Genomic DNA, 23839 nt, shown 5'->3' on the forward strand with positions numbered 1-23839 from the left:
TCCTGAGGAGGAGTGTTGACCGCCGAGGCGTTGCCCGCGGAGCTACGGCGCGCGATCGTGCAGATCGCCCGTACCCCGCGCCTGCTGGTCGCCTGCGACTACGACGGCACATTGGCCCCCATCACGGCGAACCCGGACGAGGCGCGGCCGCTGCCTGAGTCCGTGGGCGCGTTGAGATCTCTCGCCGGCCTGCACGAAACGACCACCGCCGTGATTTCCGGGCGGGCCCTGCGCGATCTCGCGACGCTGTCGCGGCTGCCGTCGGAGGTCAACCTGGTCGGCAGCCACGGATCCGAGTTCGACATCGGATTCATCCACGCGCTCGACGAGGACGCGAAGGCGCTGCACCGGCGGCTCGAACACGAGCTGGAACAGCTGGTGCTCGACGTGCCCGGGGTGTCGCTCGAGGTCAAGCCGGCGAGCATCGCGGTGCACGTGCGCCGCGCCGAGCACAACGCCGGCCGGCGCGTCCTCGCGGACGTGCACGAAGGCCCGGCGAAGTGGGAAGGCGTCACGACCACCGACGGCAAGGAAGTCGTCGAGCTCGCGGTCGTGAAGACCGACAAGGGCAATGCCCTCGACACCCTTCGCCACCAGGTCGGGGCCACCGCGGCGGTGTTCCTCGGCGACGACGTCACCGACGAGAAGGCGTTCGCCCGGCTGGCCGGGCCGGACCTCGGCATCAAGGTCGGCGACGGCGAATCGCTCGCCGAGTACCACGTGCCCGACACCGTCGACGTCGCGATGGTGCTCGCGTTCCTGCTGGAAGAGCGGCGCAACTGGCTCTACGGCGAGTCCGCGACGCCGATCGAGCGGCTGTCGCTGCTGGCCAACGAGCGCTCGGTCGCGCTCGTGACGCCGGACGCGAAGCTGACCTGGCTGTGCCACCCCGGTCCGGACGCCCCCGCGGTGTTCGCCGACCTGCTCGGCGGTCCCGGGGCGGGCCACTTCTCGATCAAACCGCACCGCAACGGGCTCCCGCTCGGCCAGCGGTACCTGCCGAACACGATGACGGTCGAAACGCGCTGGTCGCGGCTGCTCGTCACGGACTATCTCGAACCGGAGAGCCCCGGGCACCGCACCGACCTCGTGCGCGTGATCTCCGGCGAAGCGGTGGCGCAGGTCGTCTTCGCACCGCGGCCGGAATTCGGCGGCGTGCCGGTGCGGCTGGTCGCCGAGGCCGAGGGCCTGCGCGTGCTGGGCACGTCGGAGCCGTTCGTGCTGCGCTCGCCGGGCGTCGAATGGTCGATCACCTCCGACGGCCTGCAGGACACCGCGACCGCGCTCGTCCAGCCGACGCCGGAAGAACCGGTCGTGCTCGAACTTCGTTGCGGCACCACGGATTTCGCCGCGCACGAACTGTCCGAAGTGGACCGTCGGGACCGGGCCGGCCGGTACTGGAGCGACTGGGCGGCCAAGCTCAAGCTGCCGACCGTGCAGACCGAACTGGTGCGCCGCTCCGCGCTGACCCTGCGCGGGCTGGTCAACACCGACACCGGCGGCGTGCTGGCCGCCGCGACGTCGTCGCTGCCGGAGGAGATCGGCGGGGTCCGCAACTGGGACTACCGCTATTGCTGGATCCGCGACGCCGCGATGACCGTGCGCGAGCTGGTGCACCTCGGTTCGCACGAGGAGGCCGAGGGCTACCTGAGGTGGCTGCACGGCGTGCTCGCCACGCTGGCCGGCCCGGAACGGCTGCACCCGCTGTACACGCTGGCCGGAAGCGTCATCGGCGCGGAGGCGGTCATCGAATCGCTGCCCGGGTACGCCGGTTCGCGGCCGGTGCGCGTCGGCAACCTGGCCAACCACCAGGTGCAGCTCGACGTCTTCGGCCCGGTCGTGGAGCTGGTCGCCACGCTGGCGAAGGTCCGCGGCGAGCTGCGCGACGAGGACTGGCAGATGGTGCGCGCGATGACCGAGGCCGTCACGCGGCGCTGGGACGAGCCGGACCACGGCATCTGGGAAGAGCGGCACGTGCCGCGGCACCGGGTGTACTCGCGGGTGATGTGCTGGGTGACCATCGACCGCGCGGTACGCCTCGGCGAGGAGTACGGCCGCGACGTCCCGGGAGCCTGGCCCCAGCTGCGCGACCGGATCAAGGCCGACGTGCTCGAGCACGGCTGGAACGAAGAGGTGCAGGCGTTCACCACCGCCTACGACGGCACCGACCTCGACGCGGCGTCCCTGTTCGTGGGCCTGACCGGCCTCATCGACCCGGCGGACGAGCGGTTCCAGAAGACCGTGACGGCGATCGAGGCCGAGCTGCGCAGCGGTTCCACGGTGTACCGCTACCGGCGCGACGACGGCCTTCCCGGCGGCGAGGGCGGCTTCCACATCTGCGCGGCCTGGCTGATCGAGGCGTACCTGTGCACCGGGCGGCGCAACGAGGCGGAGGAGCTGTTCGCGCAGATCGTCGACGCGGCGGGCCCGACCGGGCTGCTGCCGGAGCAGTTCGACCCGGTCGCGGAGCGCTCGCTCGGCAACCACCCGCAGGCGTACTCGCACATCGGCCTGATCCGGTGCGCGAATCTGCTGGCCGAGAAGGCTTGATCAGGCAAGCCGGTTAGCACGCCTCGGTGACAAGTGCCGTGAAGGCCGCCTTGCCGGAATCGCATTCCGTTAAGGTGGCCTTCACGGGCATTTGCACATTCGTTCGGATTGCCGGCGCGGAGGTGATGCGGTGAAGCAGTACTACGGGCAGCAGGCTGCGGAGTATGCCCCGTTGCCGCCGCTTTTCGCCGCCCGGGTGCGCTTCGCCTCCGTGGTCACCGGGGTTTCGATGGCGATCGGCACGCTGCTCGTTTTCGGGCTCACCGCGCTCGTGAACCGTCCGCTGCACGGGCACAGCCTGCCGAGCGGCCTGCTCGGTCTCACCGCCTTGCTGCTGCCGCTGCTGTCCGTGCTCGCCATCGCGGTGGTGGTGCTGTCCGCGCGCCGCTGCCTGCAAGGCGACTACCTGGTCATCGCCCGGGCTCGCGGCACGCGCGCGGCGCTGACCGCCTGTTTCACCGCGCTCTCGGTCAGCTGCCTGATCGCGCTCGGGGTGTCCGCGCTGGTGGATCTCTGGGGCAACCACGCCAAGCTCGGCTTCACCGAACTGCTCGCGACGTTCGCGAATTTCGCCATCGGCCTGATCGGCTACAGCGCCGGGCTCTGGTTCGTCCGGCCGTCGGTGAGCACGCTGGAGAAGTTCAGCGACCATCCCATCTGGTGACGGCCGTGAACGCTCGCCGCGGGTGCGGGCAAGAACAGGCATGCAGGTGACCCATGACGGTCCCGAGCCGGTGTCGACCGGCCCGCAGGACCGCCCCGACCTGGGCGGACCCGATCCCGCCCCGGCCTTCGGGCGGCTGTTCGACGCGCACGCGGCGACCATGCACCGCTATCTCGCGCGCCGCGTCGGCCCGGATACCGCACACGATCTCGTCGCCGAGACCTTCCTCGTCGCGCTGCGCCGGCGAGAGTCTTATCGACCGGAACTGGGCACCGCGCGCTCGTGGCTGTACGGGATCGCGACGAACCTGCTGCGTCACCACGTCCGCAGCGAAACCCGGGCGCTGCGAGCCACCGCTCGGCTCGCGAATTCCAGCGACCGCGGCCACGGCGGGCACGACACCCGGGTCGCCGAGCAGGTGGACGCCCAGGCCCGCACGGCACAGCTGGCCGGCGCGCTGGCGAAGCTGAGCGTCGCCGACCGCGACACTCTGCTGCTGGTCTCGTGGGCCGGGCTGGAACCGGTCGAAGTCGCCGAGGCGCTCGGCATCCCGCCGGGCACCGTGCGCTCGAGGCTGCACCGGATCCGCAGATGGCTGCGCACCAACGCGGGCGCATCAAGCCGCGAGGAGGCGAAGGAACAGTGAACGACGACACCGTGCGGCATCTGTGGTCCGACGCCGAACTCGACGAGGCCCTCGCCGCGCTGCACCCGCACGAGGCGACCACCGACCGCGCCGAACTCGACCGGGCCCGCGCGAGCATGCTGCGAGCCGCCGCGGCAGCGAGCGAATCGGACGAACTCGCTGTCCCGCAACGGAAAAAGCGCTCTGGTGCGTGGCGATGGATCGCCGTGGCCGCCGCGGTCGCGCTGCTGACCGGCGGCGTGGTCGTAGTCCGGGAACTCGCCAGCGCGCCGACGACGCTGGCGCCCGCGGGCCCGGGCTCCGCTACGGACGGCCGCGAAGCGGGCGCGCCGTTCAACCACGTCGTGACCAAGTACGGCCGCACCGCGTGGGTGGAGGGCAGGAGTGCGTTCACCATCCGGGAACAGCTGGACCTCTGGGTCCCGGCCGACCCGGCCGGGATCTGGAAAGGCCGCTGGACCCGGTCCTCGCCGCCGGAGCTGATGGGCGGAAAGGCACAAGACGGCGAGAAGCTGCCCGGACCGGCGCAGTTCGAGGAATCCGCGCCCGGCGGGCACTTCAGCAAGGACTTCCCCCACCCGGACCGCTGGTCCGACACTATCCCGCCGGGATGGAATCGCCCGACCCCGGAATTCGTCGCGAGCCTGCCGACCACACCCGGCAAGCTCACCGCCCTCCTCCTCACGGACCTCGACCCTCCGCAGTCGCCGCCCCCTCCGCAATCGCCGCTCAAGGGCGAGGGGCCGCTGCCGCTGCCGCTGACCTACAGCGGCGCCAAGCAGTTCCCCAGCGGCATCAACTATCCGGCGGCGACCGAGATGATCCTGAACGTGCTCGTTTCCGGGTACGCCTCGAGAGATCTGCGGAGCGCCTTCCTGAAAGTGATGGAAAATCCGGCGCTCGGCTTCCACCTGGTACAGATCAGCCCGGAGATCTCCCAGTACTCGGCGTCCACCGGCCTGTACAAAGTGCTCGTCTCGGTCAGCCGGTCGCAGGTTCAGCTGACCGATATCCAGTTGATCGCCAAGGCCCCCTCGGTCGGGCTCTCGCCCGGCAGCTTGGTCAGCTCCGTCCAGTTCTCGTCCGAGACCACTGACCGGACGGGCGGCTGATCATTTCGCGTGATTCGCCGCGTTGAGCGCACTCGCCACGTCGGGCACCTCCAGCACCCGGATGCCGTCCGGGAGCTTGCCGGAATCCGGCGGCACCAGCGCGTGCGTGAAGCCCAGCCGGGCCGCCTCGGCGAGCCGGCGGCCCACGTTCGGCACCCGCCGGATCTCGCCGGCCAGCCCGACCTCGCCCACCGCCACCAGCCGCGGCGACAGCGCCACCTCGTGCAGTGACGAGGTCAGCGCGAGCACCAGCGCCAGGTCGATGGCGGGCTCGGTGATCTTCATGCCGCCCACCGTCGCGACGTAGACGTCCTTGTCGCCCAGCTTCATCCGGCCGCGTTTCTCCATCACGGCGAGCACCATGGCGACCCGTGCCGAATCGAGGCCGCTCACCGCGCGCCGCGGCTGCGGCATGCCGCTGCTCGACACCAGCGCCTGCACCTCGCCCAGCAGCGGCCGTTTCCCTTCGACCGCGACCGTGACCGCGGTGCCCGGCACCGCTTCCGCCGTCCGGCTCAGGAACAGGCCGGACGGGTCCGGCACCCCGACGATGCCTTCCTCGGTGAGCTCGAAACAGCCGATCTCGTCCGCCGCGCCGAACCGGTTCTTGATGCCGCGCACCATCCGCAGCGTCGAATGCTTGTCGCCCTCGAATTGCAGCACCACGTCCACCAGGTGCTCCAGCACGCGCGGACCGGCGACCGAACCGTCCTTCGTGACATGTCCCACGAGCAGGACCGGCAGCCCGCGTTCCTTGGCGAGCGCGACGAGCCCGGAGGTGACCGCGCGGACCTGCGTCACCCCGCCCGGCGAGCCCTCGACCTGCGGCGACGCCATGGTCTGGACCGAATCGACGATCAGCACGCCGGGTTTGACCACGTCGACGTGCCCGAGGATCGCGGACAGATCGCTCTCCGCCGCGAGGAACATCTCACCGTGCACGTTGCCGGTGCGCTCGGCGCGCAGCCGGACCTGTCCCGCGGATTCCTCGCCCGTGACATACAGCGAACGCCCGGCCGTGGCCGCCCATTGATAGGCGACTTCGAGCAGCAGCGTGGATTTGCCGACCCCGGGTTCGCCCGCCAGCAGCACCACCGCGCCGGGCACGAGCCCGCCGCCGAGCACGCGGTCCAGCTCCGGCACGCCGGTGGCCTTCGCCCGTGCCGCCTCGACGTCGACCTCGGCGATCGGCCGCGCGGGCGCACTCGGCGCTCCGGCGGCAACCCGCGCGATCGCCGGTTTCGCGGAGCCGCGCTCCTCGAGCGTGCCCCACGCCTGGCATTCCGGGCAGCGACCGACCCACTTCGCCGTTTCGTACCCGCATTCCGCGCACCGGTGGACGGTGCTGGTCTTCTTCACCACGCCGCGAGGCTATCGGCGGGCACCGACAGAAACGCGGCGGCGATCAGGACCGCGGGTGCGCCGGCGCGGCGACCGGCAGCTCGACCACGATCGGGCCTGCGTTCTGGAAGGTGAAGGTGACCTTGATCGTCGCGCCCGGCCACAGCGGCTGCTTGAGCCCCTGCAGCACGACCTTGCCGGTGCCGAGCTGGCTCGCCGCGCCGCCGTTCTCGCCCGCCTGCGGCGCGTTCGACGCCGAGTTGGGGGCCGAGCTCGACGAGCTGTTCGGAGCGGAGCTGGGCGCGCCGTTGGCCGCCGAGTTGGTCTCGGAGGCGGGCGTGCTGTTCGCCGATTCCGGCTGCGCCGGAGCGCCCTGCTCGACCGCGTCGGCCGGGCCGATCACGAGCGAGTGGCCGGCGACGATCGCCGAGTCCCCGGAGATCTGCGCGGGGCCGGAAGTGCCCTCGGAGGTCACCGAGACGAGCTTGTCGTCCTTCTGGCCCTGGTTGACGACGGTGAGCGTGAGCGGGGCGGGCGAACCGGCGGCGTAGCCGGGGCCCTGCGCCGGGTACTGCACCGCGACGTTGCGCAGCACGATCGTCTTCACCTGGGCGTAGGTGCCGTTGACGGCGGGCTGCTGGGTGTCGGTCTGGGTGATCTGACCGGCTCCGCAACCGGCGAGCACGAGTGCGGCGCCGAGCGCCGACACGCCTGCGCCGAGCACGCGGCGATTCTGCAGCCTCACGTCAGAGTCCTTCCCTTTCACGGCCTCGTCCTTCCCGAAGACTAGCCGGGCGGTTCTCCGCGCGCGGAACCGGTGTGCGTTCCCGGCCGATCGACTGTCCACAAAGGATCTCACGGTGCCGGTCGGGGCGCTGTCGGCTCACCTGCATGAGCACGGCGAAAACCGGTTTGTCAAGCCCCGCTCAGGCCGCTGACCTGCGACGACGATCCCGGGTCGCTAGGTGGCCGCCGAACAGCCGTGATAGGATGGAATCAGCGAAAGGGGCAGAGGACACATGGTTTTCAAGGTCGGAGAGACCGTCGTCTACCCGCACCACGGTGCCGCACTCATCGAAGCCATCGAGACCCGCGTGATCAAGGGCGAGGAAAAGAAGTACCTCGTCCTCAAAGTCGCGCAAGGGGATCTTACGGTTCGCGTGCCCGCGGACAACGCCGAGATCGTCGGCGTGCGCGATGTCGTCGGGCAAGAAGGACTGGACAAGGTCTTCGATGTTCTGCGTGCTCCGCACACCGAAGAGCCCACGAACTGGTCTCGTCGGTACAAGGCCAACCTGGAGAAGCTCGCCTCCGGCGATGTGAACAAGGTGGCCGAAGTGGTGCGCGACCTCTGGCGGCGAGAAAAGGACCGCGGACTTTCAGCCGGCGAGAAACGCATGCTGGCGAAGGCACGGCAAATCCTGGTCAGCGAGCTCGCGCTCGCGGAGGGCACCGACGAGGGCAAGGCGGAAACGCTCCTCGACGAGGTTCTGGAGACCGCGACGGTCTGACCCCGGGTCCTCCGGTTCGCCGCCGAGGCAACCGGTTCCCTACGATCACGACCTGATGAACCCACAGGTGCTCAGTGTCGCGTTCGTGACTGTCGCGCACCGTCCGGCCGATCCCGAGTCAGCGCTCGCGGCGGTCGGTGGTGCAGCACTACTCACGCACACCGTGCGGGGGCTGCTCGGCACACCGGAGATCGATCTGGTGGTCGCCGCAGCCCCCGAGCGGTGTGCGAAGTCGTTTTCCGAGGCCTTGAGCGGCCTCGGCTGCCGGGTCGTTCCCGGCGCGTCGCTCCGGCAGGCATTCGCCGCCGTCGAGCCGCTTCTTTCCCCGGACGCCGTCGTGCTGGTGCACGACGCGCTGCGGGCGTTCACTCCACAACGGACGGTCCGGCAGGTGCTGGCTGCGGTCCGCGAGGGCGCACCCGTCGCGGTGCCGGTGCTGCCGATGTCCGACACGGTGAAAACCACTGACGAGAACGGAATTGTCACCGCCACGGTGGATCGCGACGGACTCCGCAGCGCACAAACTCCGGTTGGTTTTTCCCTTTCCGCATTCCGCTCCGCACTCGTCGATTCCGCGGACCCCGGTCTCGCCGACACCGCGGGCGCCGCCACCGTCCCCGGCGATCCGGACGCGATGCGCGTCGCGAGCGCCTTCGAACTGACCCTCGCAGAGGCGCTCGTCGCAGGCGGGGACCGAGAGGATCCCCTGTGACCGATCTGCGGGTAGGCAACGGCGTCGACGTCCATCCGGTCGAGCCAGGCCGGGAATGCTGGATGGCCGGCCTGCTGTGGCCCGGAGTCGACGGCTGCGCGGGCCACTCCGACGGCGACGTCGCGGCACACGCGCTGTGCGACGCCCTGCTGTCCGCCTCCGGCCTCGGCGATCTCGGCGCGGTTTTCGGCACTGGCGATCCGCGCATGGACGGCGCGCACGGCACCGACATGCTCGTCGAGGTGCGCGCGTTGCTGCGGGCCGAAGGCTGGCAGGTGGCCAACGCGACCGTGCAGGTCATCGGCAACCACCCGCGGATCGGGAAGCGGCGCGACGAGGCGCAGCAGGTGCTGAGCGACGCGATCGGCGGACCGGTGAGCGTCTCGGGAACGACGTCCGACGGGCTCGGGCTCACCGGCCGGGGCGAGGGCGTCGCGGCGGTCGCGACCGCGCTGCTGGTGCGCGGCTGAGCGAAATTCGCTCGCGCGGGAAATCGTGATATTCCATTTTTCCCGATACTTGACCAGCGAGAACAACATGGCCCGGTAAAACGATCTTCATCGATCCGGCAAAGATCTCCGCTAACTTCTGCGCGGGTACCCGCGGCTCATTATAGTTATTTCGCGACGTTTGCGGCGGCAGGGAGCGGGGCCGCCCGGGCCAAAGGGGGACGATGCCCGTCGATGCGCATCGCTTGTCCGGAGTACGTTCGATCACCGGAAGGCTGGTCGAAGAACTGCTGAGCCGTCCGGGAGGGCAGAGCAGACCACTGCCGATCGCGGTCGCGCTCGGCGTGCGCGGCTCGGGGAAGTCGGCGCTGCTGGAGGAATTGCGCACTCGATGCGAGGACATCCCGCACGCGCTCGTGGATTTCGAGCGGCGGGACTGGGAGCAGATTCAGCCACGAGAACTGCTGGGCCACTTGGCTTTCGATCTCGGAAGGCAATGGCGGCAATTCGGCCGTATCGCGTTTCCCCGGCTGTGGCTATGCATGCTCGTGCTCAGCGCCCCGGTCGAACTCGGCGACCGCAGGGCCGCGCTGCGCAAGCTCCGGGAGCTGATCGCGAAAAACCAGCCGCTGGAACGCAATCGCGACACGATCGTGGACGTCGTCAAGCTCGTCGGCGGGGTCACGTCCGGCAACAGCCTTCCCGGCTGGAACGAGGCGACCGAGCTGCTGCTGCGCGGGCTCAGCTGGTACGACCGGCGGCGGCTGATGGGCAAGGTCAAGGCCATGCCGACCGGACACGGCAATCACCAGGACTTCCTGATCGAGATCGCCAAGCACGCCCACGGCGACGAGGACGACCGGGCGGCGGTCGACGCGATCATCTGCGACGCGTTCCTCGCCGACCTGCGCCGCGCGTACTCCGGCCTCTCCGGCACCCGGCGGACGATGAATTGCCTGGTATTGCTGGACAACGCGCACACGAAGGGCGGACAGGACTTCCTGCGCACGCTCGCCGAGTCGCGCAGGCACACGCCGGACGAGGCCGATCCGCTGGTGGTGATCGCGACGAGCCGGACGTGGAACCCGGACTGGGGCGAAAGCTGGTCGATGGTCACCGCGCATCCCGGCAGCGACCGGGAGATCCGCCGGAACCCGGAGCACCGGACCAGCGGTCTCGAATGGCCGGTGCCGCGGCTGCCCGCGCACGTGGAAACCGATTGGATCCCCGGCCAGCCGGACAACCGCTGGTCCCCGTGGTATCTGCTGGAACTCGGCACGCTTTCCAGCGGCGACGTCGTCGATGTCGCCGCCGCGCACGACGTGCATCCGACGTCGCGGCTGCCGCGGTTCCTGTCCCGGCTCACCGACGGACATCCCGGCGCGGTGCGGGAAGTGCTGCACACCGTCGCCGCGCGATACGAGCCGGCCAACCCGAACACGCTGCGGGAAGCCTTGTACACCAAGGTAATCGCGGAAGACGGCAGCGACACCACGTTGCTCGCCGAGATGTGCGACTACCTGCTGCAGGACTTTTCGACCGCGAGCCGTCAGGAGCTCGTCACCGCGAGCGCCGCGGTCGACGTGGAAATGCTGTTCCACAAGGAAATTCTCGATCTGCGCAATCCGATGGGCGAGGGGCCGCTGTTCAAGCAGCTCGCCGACCAGCTGTGGCTGCGGGCGGATCCGGACGATCCGTCCCGCTACATCCTGCACCCGTGGCTGCGCCGGTTGCTGCTGCGGAAGCTGGCCACGCGTGCCGACGACCACCCGTTGAACTGGGAGAAGGTGCACACGCGCTGCCGCGATTTCTACGAGAAGAACGGCCGGGTCGCCGCCGCCCGCTACCACGATCTGGCGCTCGAAAACGTCGACGCGGTGGTGACGCATCTGTGCAAGCCGCTCAGCTCGGCGCACGCCGAGTTCGACGTACCGACCGCGGAAGCGTGGCTCGCCGAACTGGACACGATCACCGCCGCCCCCAACCGCCTGGTGGAGAACGCGGACCCGTACACGCAGGTGCAGCAGCGCGTCGGGGAATGGGAAGGCGAACTGGAGACCACCGTGGCGTGGCTGGTCGTTTCGCTGTGGCTGGCGCGCGATCCGCTCGGTGACCCGGGCGGCACCCTCAACGCCACGATCGAGAGCGGATTCCACCATCTGGCCCAAGGCCGGGGACGAGGATCGATGCTGCTGCACGAGCGAGCGGAGCGCTACCGATGACGCAACGGATCAAGCCGCCGCGGCCGACCTGGGCGAAGTGGCTGTGGGGCGGCGGCGCGGCGCTGCTGGTCGTGGTCATCGTCGTCGCGGCTTTCGTCGTCGTCCCGGCGATCAGCGAGGCGAATCGCACGTGCGGCACCGGCGTCGAGGAGCGCGGTGAGAATTCCGAATGCATCGGCACGACTGACGGCGAATTCGTATTCTCGCCCGACCTCACGGATGTGGAAAACAGAATTCATCAGGAAAATACCGAAACCGTCGGCTCCGGGAAACCGTACGTGACCATCGCGGTGCTGCTGCCGATGACGCTCACCGACCACGACATTCTTTCCCCCGAATGGGTGCGGCATCAGCTCGAAGGGGCGTATGTCGCCCAGCACCGGGCCAACAAAACGCAGTCATGGGGCAGCGTGCCGCTCATCCGGCTGCTGCTCGCGAACCCCGGCAGCCAGCTCAAACAGTGGGAGCCGGTGGTCGACGACCTGATCGGTCGCACCGGAGCCGACCGGATCGTGGGCGTGACCGGGATCGGGCTGAGCCTCGACACCGCGCGCAGAGCCATCCAGAAGCTGTCCGACCACCGCGTCCCGGTCGTCGCCTCGCACCTGGCCGCCGACGAGTTCTCGCAGATCCCCGGGTTCCTGCGGGTGTCCCCGACCAGCTCGACCTACGGCAGTTCGATGGCGGGCTACGTGAAACCGACCGCGCACAGCGCCACCGTCGTGCAGGACCAGAACCCCGGCGATCTGTACCCGAAGACGCTGGCCACGGCGTTCACCAAGACGTTCGCCGACGCCACGCACCGGATCGTCGGGCGCACCGAGTCCTACGATTCCAGCCTGCCCGGGATCGAGAACACGTTCCTGCAGATGATGCCCAACATCTGCGGCGACAACCCGGACGTCGTCTACTTCGCCGGCCGCGAGGACCACCTGAAGTCGTTCGTCGCGCAGCTCGCCCAGCGGCCCTGCCTCGAGAAGCACCTGACCGTGCTGACCGGCGACCTCGCCCAAGTCGGCCCGCCCGGCCCGGAGATGCGCCGCGGTCTCCAGGCGAACGTCACCGTGCTCGCGCCAGGGCTCGCGCACCCGCAGGCCTGGCGCGACCACCCGGAGTCGTTCAACAAGGCGGCCGTCGCGAGCTTCGAGGAACCGGCGTGCGACGGCTGTTTCACCGCGGTCTTCCCCCGGGAACGGCTGGACGACGGCATCGCGATCCTGGCGCACGACGCGGTGCTGACCGTGATCTGGGCCATCCGCGGCATCCCGCGGGTGTCTCCGGAGCAGGTCACCGCGCAGGACGTGCTGCAGGCGCGGAACCGGCTGCACGGACAGTCCGCGGTCCCGGGAGCGAGCGGCATGATCTCGTTCGACGACCGCGGCGACCCGGTGAACAAGGCGGTGCCGATCCTGCGGGTCCGGCTCGACGCGACGCCGGAGTTCGTGGAGCTGTACGTCCCGGCCGCGTGACCGTCGACCTCGAAGCGCCCCGCGCCTACGCATCCGCCAACGCGAACTCGATCGCCGTTCGCCACGACCCCGCCCCCGCGTTGCCAGCGATCAAGCGCACCCGGCCGATCTCATCCCGGATCGGCAGCTTCGACCGCACGTCGGCAGCGGCCCGCCTCAGCGCGAAACGATCGCCCAGGCGGGTGCTCCCGACGGTGAGGTGTGGGATCAGTTCGGGATGGGCGCCGCCAGCCGACCCGCGAGAACGCGCACTCGAAGGAGCCGACCGTCGTCAGCACCTCTCGCAAGTCTTCGACCACCGCCTCGGTGATCCGATCCGGACTTGCCGATAGCGGCCCACGACCGCGTCCGCGGCCGGTACCGGCACGATCACCGCCGTCTCGGTCGCGCCCGCCAGATTGTTCAGCCGCACCTCAGTCATCGGACCACGCTGGCACCTGCCGCATCGGCCGACCTCCTTATTCAGGAAGGGTGCCGCGTGAGCCGGGCACCACAAACGGGCGGCGGCGCACCCGGAACGCCGGATAGGGTTGGCGCGTGGCCATCAACGCGGTGTTGTTCGACTTCTCCGGCACTCTTTTCCGGCTTGAGCAGCAGGACGGCTGGCTCGACGACGTTCGCGACGACGACGGCTCAGCGCTCGACGTCGAAGCGCAGACCGAGCTGATGCGGCGGATGACCGCGCCGGTCGAGCAGTCCGTCGAACTGGACGAGGAGCACCTGCACGCCTGGCACAACCGCGACCGCGACCCGCGGCTGCACCGGAAGGTGTACCTGGAGGTCCTGCGGCTGTCCGGCGTGCCCCGGCGCGACCAGGCCGAGGCGCTGTACGCGCAGCTCATCGCACCTGACCAGTGGACGCCGTACCCGGACACCGAGGCCGCGCTCAAGGCGGTCGCGAGCAGCGGGCGCAAGGCGGGCGTGCTGAGTAACATCGCGTTCGACATCCGGCCCGCGTTCGGCCAGCGCGGCTGGGACTCCCACGTCGCCGAGTTCACCCTGTCCTTCGAGGTCGGGGCCGTGAAGCCGGAGCCGGAGATCTTCCAAACGGCGATCGAGCGGCTCGGCGTGCGCGCCGAGGAGACGCTGATGGTCGGCGACAGCGAAGAGGCCGACGGCGGCGCCCGCGCGCTGGGCTGCCAGTTCGCCCTGGTCGACCCGCTGCCCACGGCGGAACGGCCGGACGCGCTGCTAGGCGTGTTGCGGGAGCACGGCGTGCTCTGACGTCCTGCGACGTCTCCCACAGTGCTCCCGGTACCCTTTACCTCGTGGCTTTGCACCTGTACGACACCGCGACCCGTGCCCCTCGGGAGTTCTCTCCCGTCCGCAGCGGAACGGCGTCGATCTACGTGTGTGGGGCCACCGTGCAGGGAGTACCGCATATCGGGCACGTCCGCGGCATGCTGAACTACGACGTGCTCCGCCGCTGGCTGCTCCACAGTGGACTGGACGTGCTGCTGGTCCGCAACGTCACCGACATCGACGACAAGATCCTCACCAAGGCCGCCGACGCCGGACGGCCGTGGTGGGAATGGGCGGCGACGCACGAGCGGGCGTTCGAGAAGGCGTACGAGGATCTCGGCTGCCTCCCGCCGTCGGTCACGCCGCGCGCGACCGGGCACGTCACGCAGATGGTCCGGCTGATGGAGCGGCTGATCGAGGCCGGGCACGCGTACGCCGTGGACGGCGACGTGTACTTCTCGGTGAAGTCGTTCCCGGAGTACGGCACGCTCTCCGGGCAGCAGCTCGACGAGGTCCAGCAGGGCGAGACGCCCACCCGCGGCAAGCGTGATTCGCGCGATTTCACGCTGTGGAAGAGCGCGAAGCCGGGCGAGCCGTCGTGGCCCACGCCGTGGGGCGACGGGCGGCCGGGCTGGCACCTGGAGTGCTCGGCGATGGCGACCAACTACCTCGGTGCCGAGTTCGACATCCACGGCGGCGGCGTCGACCTGGTGTTCCCGCACCACGAGAACGAGCGCGCGCAGTCGAACGCGGCGGGCGACGGGTTCGCCCGCTACTGGCTGCACAACGCGTGGGTGACCATGTCCGGCGAGAAGATGTCGAAATCGCTGGGCAACACGGTCGCGATCCCGGCGATGCTGGAGCGCTACCGGGCGCCCGAACTGCGCTCCTACCTGGTGCAGCCGCACTATCGGTCCACTGTCGAGTACTCCGAAGGCGCGGTTTCCGAAGCCGCGCAGGGCTACCGGCGGATCGAGGCGTTCCTGCGCCGGGCGGAGTCGGCCGGCGCGGTGGACGTCGGCCCGGTCGCGCCGGAATTCGCCGCGGCGATGGACGACGACCTGGCGACCCCGGCCGCGTTCGCCGTGGTGCACAACACGGTCCGCGACGGTAACGCCGCCCTCGACGGCGGCGACACCACGAAGGCACTCGAATTGGCCGGCACGGTCCGCGGGATGACCGGCGTGCTCGGCATCGACCCGCTGTCGCCGGACTGGGCGGACGGCGGCTCGGACACTCCCGTCCGCGAAGCGCTGGGCACGCTCGTGGAAGCCCTCCTGGCCGAACGCCAGGAGGCCCGTGCGGCGAAGGACTTCGCCCGCGCGGACGCCGCCCGCGACCGTCTCGTGGCGGCGGGGATCGCGGTGGAAGACACCCCGAACGGTCCGCAATGGACGGTCAGGAACTCCTGACCTCCTCGCGGCAGCAGAGATTGAGGATTCATGGCAGGCAACTCACAGCGCAAAGGTGCCATCCGCAAGACCGGCACCAAGAAGGGCGCCGTCGTCGGTTCGGGCGGGCAGCGGCGCAAGGCGCTCGAGGGCAAGGGCCCGACGCCGAAGGCCGAGGACCGGCCCGGGCACAAGGCGTACCGCGCTGCCAACGCCGCCACCAAGCGCGACCAGGCCCGGCAGAAGAAGGCCGACCGGCCGGAACTGATCGCCGGCCGCAACCCGGTCGTCGAGGCGCTGCGCGCGGACGTGCCGGGCACGGCGCTGTACGTCGCGCTCAACATCGACATCGACGACCGGGTCAATGAGGCCGTCCGGCTCGCGGGCGACAAGGGCATCTCGATCCTGGAGATCCCGCGCGAGGAGCTGGACCGCAAGACCAACCGGGCGATGCACCAGGGCCTCGGCCTGCAGGTGCCGCCGTTCGAGTACGCGCACCCGGACGACCTGATGCAGGCCGCGCGCGACTCGGGCAACACCCCGCTGTTCGTCGCGCTCGACGGCGTCACCGACCCCCGCAACCTGGGCGCGGTGATCCGGTCCGCCGCGGCGTTCGGCGCGCAGGGCGTCCTGCTGCCGGAACGCCGCAGCGCCGGAATGACCGCGGTCGCGTGGCGCACGAGCGCCGGCACCGCGGCGAAGCTGCCGATCGCGGTCGCCACGAACCTCACGCGCCAGCTGCGCGCGTGGGCTTCGAAGGGCCTGATGATCGTCGGCCTCGATGCCGACGGCACGGTCGACATCGACGCCCTCGACCTGGCGGCGGACCCGCTGGTCATCGTGCTCGGCTCGGAAGGCCGCGGCCTTTCCCGGCTGGTCCGCGAGACCTGCGACGCGACGGTGTCGATCCCGATGGCGGCCGGCGTGGAATCGCTGAACGCCTCGGTCGCCGCCGGCGTGCTGCTGGCCGAGGTCGCCCGCCGCCGCCGGATCGCCGGACGCGTCTGATTTCGCTGGAATCACCGGCCTGTTATCGTCGATAACATGCCCGATGACGCCCGCGCCCGCATCATCACAGCCGCCCTGGACCTGCTGGCCAGCGGCGGCCCGGACGCGGTGTCGACCCGTGCGGTGAGCTCCGCGGCAGGCGTCCAGCCGCCGACGATTTATCGACTGTTCGGCGACAAGGACGGGCTGCTCGACGCCATCACCGTCCAGGGCTACGCCGATTACCTGGAGGCGAAAACGGCCCAGCCCCCCGCCGAGGACCCGTTGGAGGACCTGCGGCGGGGCTGGGACCAGCACCTGGAGTTCGGCCTGGCCAACCCCGCGCTGTACCTGCTGATGACCACCCGCCCCGGCGGCCCCTCCCCGGCTTTGGAGAAGTCGCTGGAGATCCTCGCGGCGAGAGTCAGCCGCATCGCCTCAGCCGGACGACTCCGGGTGCCGGAGCCTCTCGCGGCGGCTTTGATCCACGCCGCCGGTTCGGGGGCGACGCTGAGCCTGATCTCGACGCCGCCGGATTCCCGCGACCTCGCGGTGTCGGTCGCGGCCCGGGAAGCGGTAATCGCGGCGATCAGCACGGATCGGCCGGTGTCCCGGACGCCCGGCCCAGCCGCGGCGGCTACGGCATTGCGGGCGGTGTTGCCGCAGGTCTCGGGGTTGAGCGAGGCGGAGAAGGCGCTGATGGGCGAGTGGTTGGGCCGGATCACGGACTGAGCCCGCCGGAGCGTCTCTTCTGGCTCACCCCGGCGGCACTCTCGCTGCTATCGCTCAGCCGCCGCAACCGCTGCGCCTCGCGCTGGTGCCTCGGACGCCCATCACCTTCCCGCTCCCCGCACCAACCGCCGCCGTATCTGCACGGCCACCACCCTTTCGCTCAGCCGCCGCAACCGCTGCCCCCTCGCGCTGACGCCTCGCACGCCCCTCACTTTCCCGCTCCGCTGTGTCAATCGCCGCCCCGCGCACTGCCATATCGCGCGCCCATCACCTTCCCGCGCAGCTGCCCCGCGCACTGCCATATCCGTGCCCACCGCCCTTCCACCCAACCGCCCCAACCGCTGCCCCCTGGTCGCCGCCCGCCCCACGGGATTCCCTCGGCCCGTCCGCGGCGCACCTTCACAGGCCGCCCGCTTCCCCACCGCGAGCGGCGGAATCCCCCCAAATCCGTCACCCTCGGTGATTCGTGCTGTGATCCGTCGGGCATCGCTCCGCGAAGCCACCCGCTCGGGCTAAGGTCTCCTCCGGAACCGAGGGGGTCCGTCACCGATGTCGTTCGTTTCGCCGCTGTTCTTGTGGTACTTCATGCCCGCGGTGCTGATCGCGGTCCTGGTGTGCCCGCGCAGCTGGCGCAACGGCATCGTCGCGGTCGCGAGCCTGCTGTTCTACACGATCGGCGCCGGCCCGTACCTGTTCCTGCTGCTGCTCTGCATGGCGGTGAACTTCCTGGCCGGCCCAGCGCTGGAACCCAGTCCGTGGGACGTCCGCGGCAAGCGCCGGAAGCGGATCCTGATCGGCGTCATCACGCTCGACGTGCTCGTGCTGGTCATCTGGAAGTACGCCGGTTTCGCGACGCAGCAGATCGCGGCCGTCGCGCATTGGTTCGGCGGCGATGTGGGCGTCGCGAACATCGTGGTGCCGATCGGCATTTCCTTCTACACCTTCCACCACATCTCGTACGTGGTGGACATCTACCGCGGCGAGCGGCACGCGCTGCGCAACCCGGTGTCGTTCGCCGCGTACATCGCGATGTTCCCGCAGCTCGTGGCGGGACCCATCGTGCGCTACCGCGAGATCGCCGACCAGCTTCCGCAGCGGCGTTCGCACCGTCTGGACGACATCGCCGCGGGCTTCCCGCGGTTCGCGCTGGGCCTGTGCAAGAAGTCGATCATCGCCGACTCGCTCAGCCCGATGGTCGAGGCCTGCTTCTCGACCCCGGCGAACCAGATGACGTTCACGACGGCCTGGCTCGGCGCGATCGGCTACACCCTGCAGTTGTTCTTCGACTTCTCCGGCTACTCGGACATGGCGATCGGCCTCGGCCGCATGCTCGGCTTCCGGCTGCCGGAGAACTTCGCCCGCCCGTACTCATCGGTGACGATCACGGAGTTCTGGCGCCGCTGGCACATGTCGCTGTCCCGCTGGTTCCGCGACTACGTCTACATCCCGCTGGGCGGGAACCGTTCCGGTGCCGGAAAGACGTACCGAAACCTGTCGATCGTCTTCGTGCTGACGGGTTTCTGGCACGGCGCGCAATGGACGTTCCTGATCTGGGGCTGCTACCACGGCGCGCTCCTGGTCATCGAACGCCGCTTCAACCTCGGCGACTCCCCGGCCCGCCCGGCGGCCCGCATCGCCCGCCGAGTGCTGACGCTGATCCTCGTGGTGTTCGGCTGGGTTTTCTTCCGCTCCGCCGACCTCGGCCACGCACTGTCCATGATCGGCCACATGCTGATCCCCGACTTCGGCGGCCTCGGCGACGTCGTGGAAAGCGCGCTGACGAACCAGCGACTGGTGATCCTGCTGCTGGCACTGATCGTGTTCATCCTCCCGGCGCACCCGGTGACCGGTCCGCTGCTGGAATCGTCCCGAAGCCGCGGAGCGACGGCGCTGCGGATCGGGGTCATGACGGTGGGCCTGATTTACGCGGCGATCTTGGTGGCTACGGGGACTTTCAGCCCGTTCCTGTACTACCAGTTCTGATCTCCCCCTCGCCGCGGGATGCTTGTGGCAGAATGGCGGACATGCTTTCGACCTCAAGAGGAAATGTCGCGTAAGCCGCCGGGCGCAGTGCGCGCTGGATTACGGACGCGCCGCTCGACTGCTTCGGGCACGTTCGCGAAAACCCCGAAGTTCATTCAGGCCAAAAAGGCTGCCCGGCTCGGAGTCGGGGACGCTGGGTCAGCACTGCAGCGCTATCAAGACTTCCTTCGGCAGCCTGGCCGTTGGCTGTACGTGTTGCCGGATTGCCCCTGCTGCGATCCGACTGACGCTCGCGACGAGCTAGAGCTTGTGCTCCGCACCTTGCCCCCGAACCGCGGCCGCGCCTTGCGCGAGATTGTCGCGCGCCTTGACGACGAGTTCCGCCGGAGGACGTTCCCGGATCCCCATGGCTCTCCCGGGCCGTGGTGGCATCGGCGCTTGCGAGGACGATAAGCCTCTACCGGAGCGGGCCGAGGGTAAGCTTCGTCCGTTGCCTAACGGAAGGCCCGGAACGATGACCGACCCACCCGAGCCACCGGATTTGGCCTCCACCCCGAACGTGATCCCGTACGTCGACCCGCATGACGGGCCTCGACGGTTGCTCACGATCGATATTTCCACGCATATTTTCCACGCCGGTGCGTACATACCGTTCGCCGGGATCGACGGCCGGCAGTACGTCGTTTCCTGGGGTGCGGTGTCGTTCGAGATTCCCGCTGACCGCAACGTGCACGTCAGCGTGCACCTGCAGAGCAACGGTGGGGCCGGTTACACTCCGTCGCCGTTCGCGTCGATCATTTTGTATCCGAATCCGTTGCCGCAACGGTTGGCGACCCAGTTCGCACGGGCGGGCATGGGAGCGCTCGTCCCGCTGCCGTGACAGGACAACGGACGAGGCTATCCCGGTACGCACGGACCGACCAAACAGGCGCGGAACCTTGCTCTGGTGCTCGCGGGAGCGCTCGGTATCAGCGAGATTGTCGTGCTGCGGGCCGAAACCGCGACCATGATCAACCATGGTTGGGACAGCGGCTTACGTACATCCGCTGTTGGCTGTGCTGAGTATCGCGGTGCTGCCCGGAGTGGCATTGCTCGCGACGCGGGGTCTGCGCCCGGCGCGTTTTCTCGTGGTACCTGCGGTTCTGCAAGCGGTGGTGGCAATTGTTTCGCTGTCGCGTTTGCTCTCGCGCCACGCACTTGCCGTCGTGGAAATTCAGACGGGGATTACGGCCATCGTCGCCGGGCTGACGGCGATCGCGATGCTGCTGCCTCCGGTCTCCAAGGTTCTTCCGGGCGCCCAGCCTGTGGGAACGGGCTACGGTCCAGCGGCTTGGACGACAGCGCAGTTCACGCCGCGGGGATACGACGGACAGGTCTCGCAAGCCGGGTACGCGCCTCAGCCGGGTGCCGCGTATCCGGGTCAGCCAGGGGTTCCTGCGCAGCCCGGATTTTCACCGCAACCCTGGGTTCCTGGTCAGCTCTGAACTCCTGCCCAGACTGGGGACCCGATGCCGCCCGGTCAGGGGAATCCCTTGCCGCAGAACGGTTACCCGGCGCAGACCGCCCCACCACAGCCTGGATACCCGCCCCAGCCCAGGTATCCGCAACAACCTGGATACCCGCCAGGCCAGGGCGGCCAGCAAGGCGGCCCGCCGCCCTCGCGTTGATCAATCAGCGTTGGCCGTATCCCTTCAGTTTTTCCACCACCTGCTCGATTTCCGCTGGCGGCAACAGATTCGGCGCACCGGCGGAACGAGCCACCAGCCACACCTGGCAAACCCATTCCAATTGCTGAGCCCGGCTGTACGCACTCGACAACGAGTCGCCATAGGTGATAGTGCCGTGGTTTGCCAGGAGGCAGCCTCGGCGGGCGTCCAGGGCTTGCAGCATGGCGTCGGCAAGCTCGGTGGTGCCGTAGGTCGCGTACGGGGCCACTCGGGCGGTGGGGCCGATTGCCGCGAGCATGTAGTGGATCGGCGGGACCTCGGTGACCAAAGTGGACACTGCGGTCGCGTGTACCGAATGCGTGTGCACGACCGCGTTCACCGGGGCGGATTCCGGATCGCTGGCCCGGGTGTACACGGCCAGGTGCATCGGGAGTTCGCTCGTCGGCTTCAGGGCACCGTCGGCGAGGTTGCCGTCTAGGTCAACCACGGGGATGTCGGCGGGCGTCAGTGCGGCGTAGTCGACGCCGGTCGGGGTCACCGCAACTAGGTCGCCTGCCCGCGCCGACACGTTGCCTGACGTGCCGACGACCAAGCCGTCCGCGGTCAGGCGGCGGGCGTACTCGCACACGGCGGCGCGCTCGTTCTCCAGGATCATTCACAGCCTCCACAGTCCGCGCGCGGCAGACAGGGAAGCCTGGTAGTCGGCGTAACCGCGCTCGTAGTCAGCCACATTTTCGGGCCGGGCCTCGACCGTTCGCGAGTTCGCGGCCCAGCGATCCCGATCGTACGGCCTTCCCAGCGCGTCCGCGGCGGTGAGCACGGCACCGCGGGCACCGACGCCGGGATCACTCGGGATCACGACCGGACGGCCGAGCACATCAGCGAAAATCTGCAGCCATTCGGGCGAACGGACTCCTCCGCCGCAGGCGTAGAGCTGTCCGGACAGGCCGGCTGCGTCAAAGCAATGCCGTGCGGCGTAAGCGATCGACTCGCAGAGCGCCCGGACTAGGTCGGCTCGGCCGGTTTCCAGGCTCAGCCCAGAGAATTGGGCGCGCGCTCCGGCGTCGACGAACGGCGCGCGTTCACCGGATACCGAAAGGAACGGCAGGGCGCGTACCCCTTGAGCGCCTGGTTTGCTGCTCGCCAGCAGCGGGTCGATTTCCTCGACGCTGATGCCCAGCAGCTCGCAGGCCCAATCGATGCCTGCGGTACCGACCATCGCCGGCATCGCGTGCAGGTACTCGTGCTCGTCGGGCGTGCACAGGAACATGCCGGCCGGTTCCGCTTCGGGGTCGAAAGCGGGATCGGAGGTGAGCACCTGGCAGGCGAGGGTGGTCCCGGCGGTGAGGATGCCGTCTCCCGGTTTCCGCACGCCAGCACCGATCGCACTGGCCGGCAGGTCGAAAGGCCCCGCGGTGACCGGCAGTCCTACTGGCAGCCCGAGCAAAGCGGCGCCGCGCCGGTCGAGCCGGAACACCGATTTCGCTGGAGCGGGTTTCGCGAGCAAGGACCGGCGATGTCCCAGACCGCAGGCCTCGATCGCACCGTCGTCGTAGCTGCGGGTGACTGGGTTCAGGAACGGCAGGGAGGCATCCGAAACGTCGACCGTGATCTCGCCGGTGAGCCGCTGCAACACCGCGTCCACGCAGTATCCGGCCACCGCCGCGCGGTCCAGCACCTCGGGCTCATGAGTGTCCAAATAGGACATGATGGCCGCGGTGCAGCCGGGGAACATGCCGGAACCGGTGCGGCGGAAGACTTCCGCGGTCACGCCGTCCGCCTGCCATTTCGCGAGCACCGTGTTCGCCCGGCCGTCGAGCCACGAGATGGCCGGGTGCACCGCGGCACCCGCCTCGTCGCGGAGCCACAGCCCGTCGCCCTGTCCGGTCAACGCCAACGCGGACACCGGTTCGGGCAGCGCGGCCGCGACCTCGCGCACCACCGTCGCGACCGTGCCGACGACCTGGTCGAGATCTTGCTCAACCCGGCCGCCCGGAAGGTGGCGCACCTCGGACGGCGTGCACGCGCTCGCGATGGAGCTGCCGTCCTCGTCGAACACCACGGCCTTGGTGAGCGACGTCCCGATGTCGACCCCGACTATCACGGCCGTCGCTCCAGCACCTCGGGATTCGCGAGGTTGGCGAGCTGCTCGCCGCGCGCGTACCGGCCGACCTCAGCCGCGACGATCGCGGCCGCCCGCTCGGCGGTCTGCCTGCTCGCGCCGGCGAGGTGCGGGGTCGCGATCACGTTGGGCGCATCGCGCAGCGCCCAGTCCGCCGGCGGCGGCTCGACGTCGTAGACGTCCAGGGCGAGCGCGCCGAGCCGACCGGAACGCAGAGCCTCGGGCAGCGGCGCGTAGTCGAGCAGGCCGCCGCGGGCGGTGTTCACCAGGACCGCGCCCTCTGGCAGGAGAGCGAGTTTGCTCGCGTTGATGAGGTGCCGCGTCTCCTCGGTGAGCCGAGCGTGCAGGCTCACGACGCGGCTCTGCCGGAGCAGGTCGTCAAGTTCGACAAGCTGTGCGCCGTCGGCCGCTACCGCGGCACCGTCGGCATAGGGGTCAGCCACCAGGACGTTCGCCCCGAAGGCGACCAGCACCTTGGTGACCCGCGACCCGATCGCGCCGTATCCGACGAGGCCGACTGTGGTGCCGCCCAGCTCGAGCCCGGCCTGGTCGTAGGCGTAGTAGTCGCCGCGCCAGGTGCCGGCGAGCAGTTCGGCCGACGACGTCGAGATCCGCCGCATCGCGGCGAGGATCATGCCGACCGCGAACTCGGCCGCCGCGCCCGCGTTGCGTCCCGGCGCGTAGGTGACCGCGACGCCGGCCTCAGTGGCGGCAGCGAGGTCGACGTTCACCGGCCCGCCCCGGCACACCGACACGAGCTTGAGCGCCGGCGCGGCGGCGAAGACCTTCTTGGTGAAGGGTGCCATCTGCGTGACGACGGCCTCGGCACCGGCGAGTGCCTCGATCACCTGGTCCTCGGTACCGCTGGCCTCCAGCACGTTGCCGACCGGCCCGAACGGCTCGACCGGCCACGGCAGCGTCAGCTCGGCGACCTCGTGGTCGCCGCCGAGTTCCGCGCGGACGGCTCCGGCCAGCAGGCCGGGGCTGACGAAGTGGTCTCCCGCAGCGAGAATGTGCAACTCTGCTCCCTCACTCGCTC

General features: G+C 69.6%; 22 protein-coding genes. 16 read left to right on the top strand and 6 right to left on the bottom strand.

The window, feature by feature from the left end:
- Positions 1-15: 15 nt before the first annotated feature.
- The 4 genes from otsB (at position 16) to ACZ7SW_RS23120 (ending at position 4972) form a co-directional block, all read left to right on the top strand.
- Positions 16-2550, top strand: coding sequence for a trehalose-phosphatase (gene otsB, locus ACZ7SW_RS23105; RefSeq protein ID WP_470232474.1), 2535 nt, complete (start codon positions 16-18; stop codon positions 2548-2550).
- A 130-nt stretch (positions 2551-2680) separates the two neighbouring features.
- Positions 2681-3214: a hypothetical protein gene (locus tag ACZ7SW_RS23110; protein ID WP_470232475.1), complete on the top strand. Its 534-nt coding sequence runs from the start codon at positions 2681-2683 to the stop codon at positions 3212-3214.
- Positions 3215-3254: 40 nt separating this feature from the next.
- Positions 3255-3860: an RNA polymerase sigma factor gene (locus ACZ7SW_RS23115; protein WP_470232476.1), complete on the top strand. Its 606-nt coding sequence runs from the start codon at positions 3255-3257 to the stop codon at positions 3858-3860.
- A complete protein-coding gene (locus ACZ7SW_RS23120; protein ID WP_470232477.1) occupies positions 3857-4972 on the top strand; it encodes a hypothetical protein in 1116 nt (371 codons plus the stop codon). The genes ACZ7SW_RS23115 and ACZ7SW_RS23120 overlap by 4 nt, the downstream gene beginning before the upstream one ends.
- Here ACZ7SW_RS23120 and radA read toward each other — a convergent pair whose 3' ends face one another.
- Both radA and ACZ7SW_RS23130 read right to left on the bottom strand, forming a co-directional pair.
- On the bottom strand, positions 4973-6334 hold the full coding sequence (gene radA / locus ACZ7SW_RS23125; RefSeq protein WP_470232478.1) for a DNA repair protein RadA: 1362 nt from the start codon (positions 6332-6334) through the stop codon (positions 4973-4975).
- 43 nt (positions 6335-6377) lie between these two features.
- Positions 6378-7058, bottom strand: coding sequence for a copper chaperone PCu(A)C domain-containing protein (locus tag ACZ7SW_RS23130; protein WP_470232479.1), 681 nt, complete (start codon positions 7056-7058; stop codon positions 6378-6380).
- A gap of 274 nt (positions 7059-7332) precedes the next feature.
- Here ACZ7SW_RS23130 and ACZ7SW_RS23135 point away from each other — a divergent pair, with 274 nt between their 5' ends.
- The 5 genes from ACZ7SW_RS23135 to ACZ7SW_RS23155 all read left to right on the top strand — a co-directional run bounded on the left by ACZ7SW_RS23135 (position 7333) and on the right by ACZ7SW_RS23155 (position 12676).
- Positions 7333-7824: a CarD family transcriptional regulator gene (locus ACZ7SW_RS23135; protein ID WP_009084200.1), complete on the top strand. Its 492-nt coding sequence runs from the start codon at positions 7333-7335 to the stop codon at positions 7822-7824.
- A gap of 55 nt (positions 7825-7879) precedes the next feature.
- Positions 7880-8536: an IspD/TarI family cytidylyltransferase gene (locus tag ACZ7SW_RS23140; RefSeq protein WP_470232480.1), complete on the top strand. Its 657-nt coding sequence runs from the start codon at positions 7880-7882 to the stop codon at positions 8534-8536.
- Between the two features lie 5 nt (positions 8537-8541).
- Entirely contained in the window at positions 8542-9006 is a 465-nt protein-coding gene (gene ispF / locus ACZ7SW_RS23145; RefSeq protein ID WP_470232615.1) for a 2-C-methyl-D-erythritol 2,4-cyclodiphosphate synthase, read from the top strand.
- A 203-nt stretch (positions 9007-9209) separates the two neighbouring features.
- Positions 9210-11207, top strand: coding sequence for a hypothetical protein (locus ACZ7SW_RS23150; RefSeq protein ID WP_470232481.1), 1998 nt, complete (start codon positions 9210-9212; stop codon positions 11205-11207).
- Positions 11204-12676: a type 1 periplasmic-binding domain-containing protein gene (locus tag ACZ7SW_RS23155; RefSeq protein ID WP_470232482.1), complete on the top strand. Its 1473-nt coding sequence runs from the start codon at positions 11204-11206 to the stop codon at positions 12674-12676. Before ACZ7SW_RS23150 ends, ACZ7SW_RS23155 begins: the two co-directional genes overlap by 4 nt.
- Before the next feature lie 271 nt (positions 12677-12947).
- Here ACZ7SW_RS23155 and ACZ7SW_RS23160 read toward each other — a convergent pair whose 3' ends face one another.
- The gene (locus ACZ7SW_RS23160; RefSeq protein ID WP_470232483.1) at positions 12948-13097 is read right to left on the bottom strand and encodes a hypothetical protein; all 150 of its coding nucleotides are present in this window, start codon (positions 13095-13097) and stop codon (positions 12948-12950) included.
- A gap of 116 nt (positions 13098-13213) precedes the next feature.
- On the opposite strand from ACZ7SW_RS23160, the gene ACZ7SW_RS23165 reads away from it, so the two are divergent.
- From ACZ7SW_RS23165 to ACZ7SW_RS23195, 7 genes are all read left to right on the top strand, one after another.
- The gene (locus ACZ7SW_RS23165; protein WP_470232484.1) at positions 13214-13900 is read left to right on the top strand and encodes an HAD family hydrolase; all 687 of its coding nucleotides are present in this window, start codon (positions 13214-13216) and stop codon (positions 13898-13900) included.
- A gap of 44 nt (positions 13901-13944) precedes the next feature.
- Complete coding sequence (gene cysS / locus ACZ7SW_RS23170; protein ID WP_470232485.1) at positions 13945-15330, top strand: cysteine--tRNA ligase; 1386 nt, start codon at positions 13945-13947, stop codon at positions 15328-15330.
- Between the two features lie 30 nt (positions 15331-15360).
- Entirely contained in the window at positions 15361-16317 is a 957-nt protein-coding gene (rlmB, locus tag ACZ7SW_RS23175) for a 23S rRNA (guanosine(2251)-2'-O)-methyltransferase RlmB (RefSeq protein WP_354739809.1), read from the top strand.
- Positions 16318-16353: 36 nt separating this feature from the next.
- Positions 16354-17028, top strand: a complete 675-nt coding sequence (locus ACZ7SW_RS23180; protein ID WP_470232486.1) for a TetR/AcrR family transcriptional regulator — start codon at positions 16354-16356, stop codon at positions 17026-17028.
- A gap of 549 nt (positions 17029-17577) precedes the next feature.
- Positions 17578-19011 carry an MBOAT family O-acyltransferase gene (locus ACZ7SW_RS23185; RefSeq protein WP_470232487.1) on the top strand — a complete coding sequence of 478 codons (1434 nt, stop codon included), beginning with the start codon at positions 17578-17580 and terminating at the stop codon, positions 19009-19011.
- A gap of 514 nt (positions 19012-19525) precedes the next feature.
- Positions 19526-19891 carry a hypothetical protein gene (locus tag ACZ7SW_RS23190; RefSeq protein ID WP_470232488.1) on the top strand — a complete coding sequence of 122 codons (366 nt, stop codon included), beginning with the start codon at positions 19526-19528 and terminating at the stop codon, positions 19889-19891.
- A gap of 175 nt (positions 19892-20066) precedes the next feature.
- Positions 20067-20495: a hypothetical protein gene (locus ACZ7SW_RS23195; protein WP_470232489.1), complete on the top strand. Its 429-nt coding sequence runs from the start codon at positions 20067-20069 to the stop codon at positions 20493-20495.
- 187 nt (positions 20496-20682) lie between these two features.
- Here ACZ7SW_RS23195 and ACZ7SW_RS23200 read toward each other — a convergent pair whose 3' ends face one another.
- Genes ACZ7SW_RS23200 through ACZ7SW_RS23210 form a run of 3 tightly spaced genes read right to left on the bottom strand, consistent with a single transcriptional unit; the run spans position 20683 to position 23819 of the window.
- The gene (locus tag ACZ7SW_RS23200) at positions 20683-21333 is read right to left on the bottom strand and encodes a class II aldolase/adducin family protein (protein ID WP_470232490.1); all 651 of its coding nucleotides are present in this window, start codon (positions 21331-21333) and stop codon (positions 20683-20685) included.
- The gene (locus tag ACZ7SW_RS23205; protein ID WP_470232491.1) at positions 21334-22782 is read right to left on the bottom strand and encodes an FGGY family carbohydrate kinase; all 1449 of its coding nucleotides are present in this window, start codon (positions 22780-22782) and stop codon (positions 21334-21336) included.
- Positions 22779-23819 carry a 2-hydroxyacid dehydrogenase gene (locus ACZ7SW_RS23210; RefSeq protein ID WP_470232492.1) on the bottom strand — a complete coding sequence of 347 codons (1041 nt, stop codon included), beginning with the start codon at positions 23817-23819 and terminating at the stop codon, positions 22779-22781. Before ACZ7SW_RS23210 ends, ACZ7SW_RS23205 begins: the two co-directional genes overlap by 4 nt.
- Between the last annotated feature and the right edge of the window lie 20 nt (positions 23820-23839).

The organism is Amycolatopsis sp. NPDC114484, assembly GCF_055633755.1.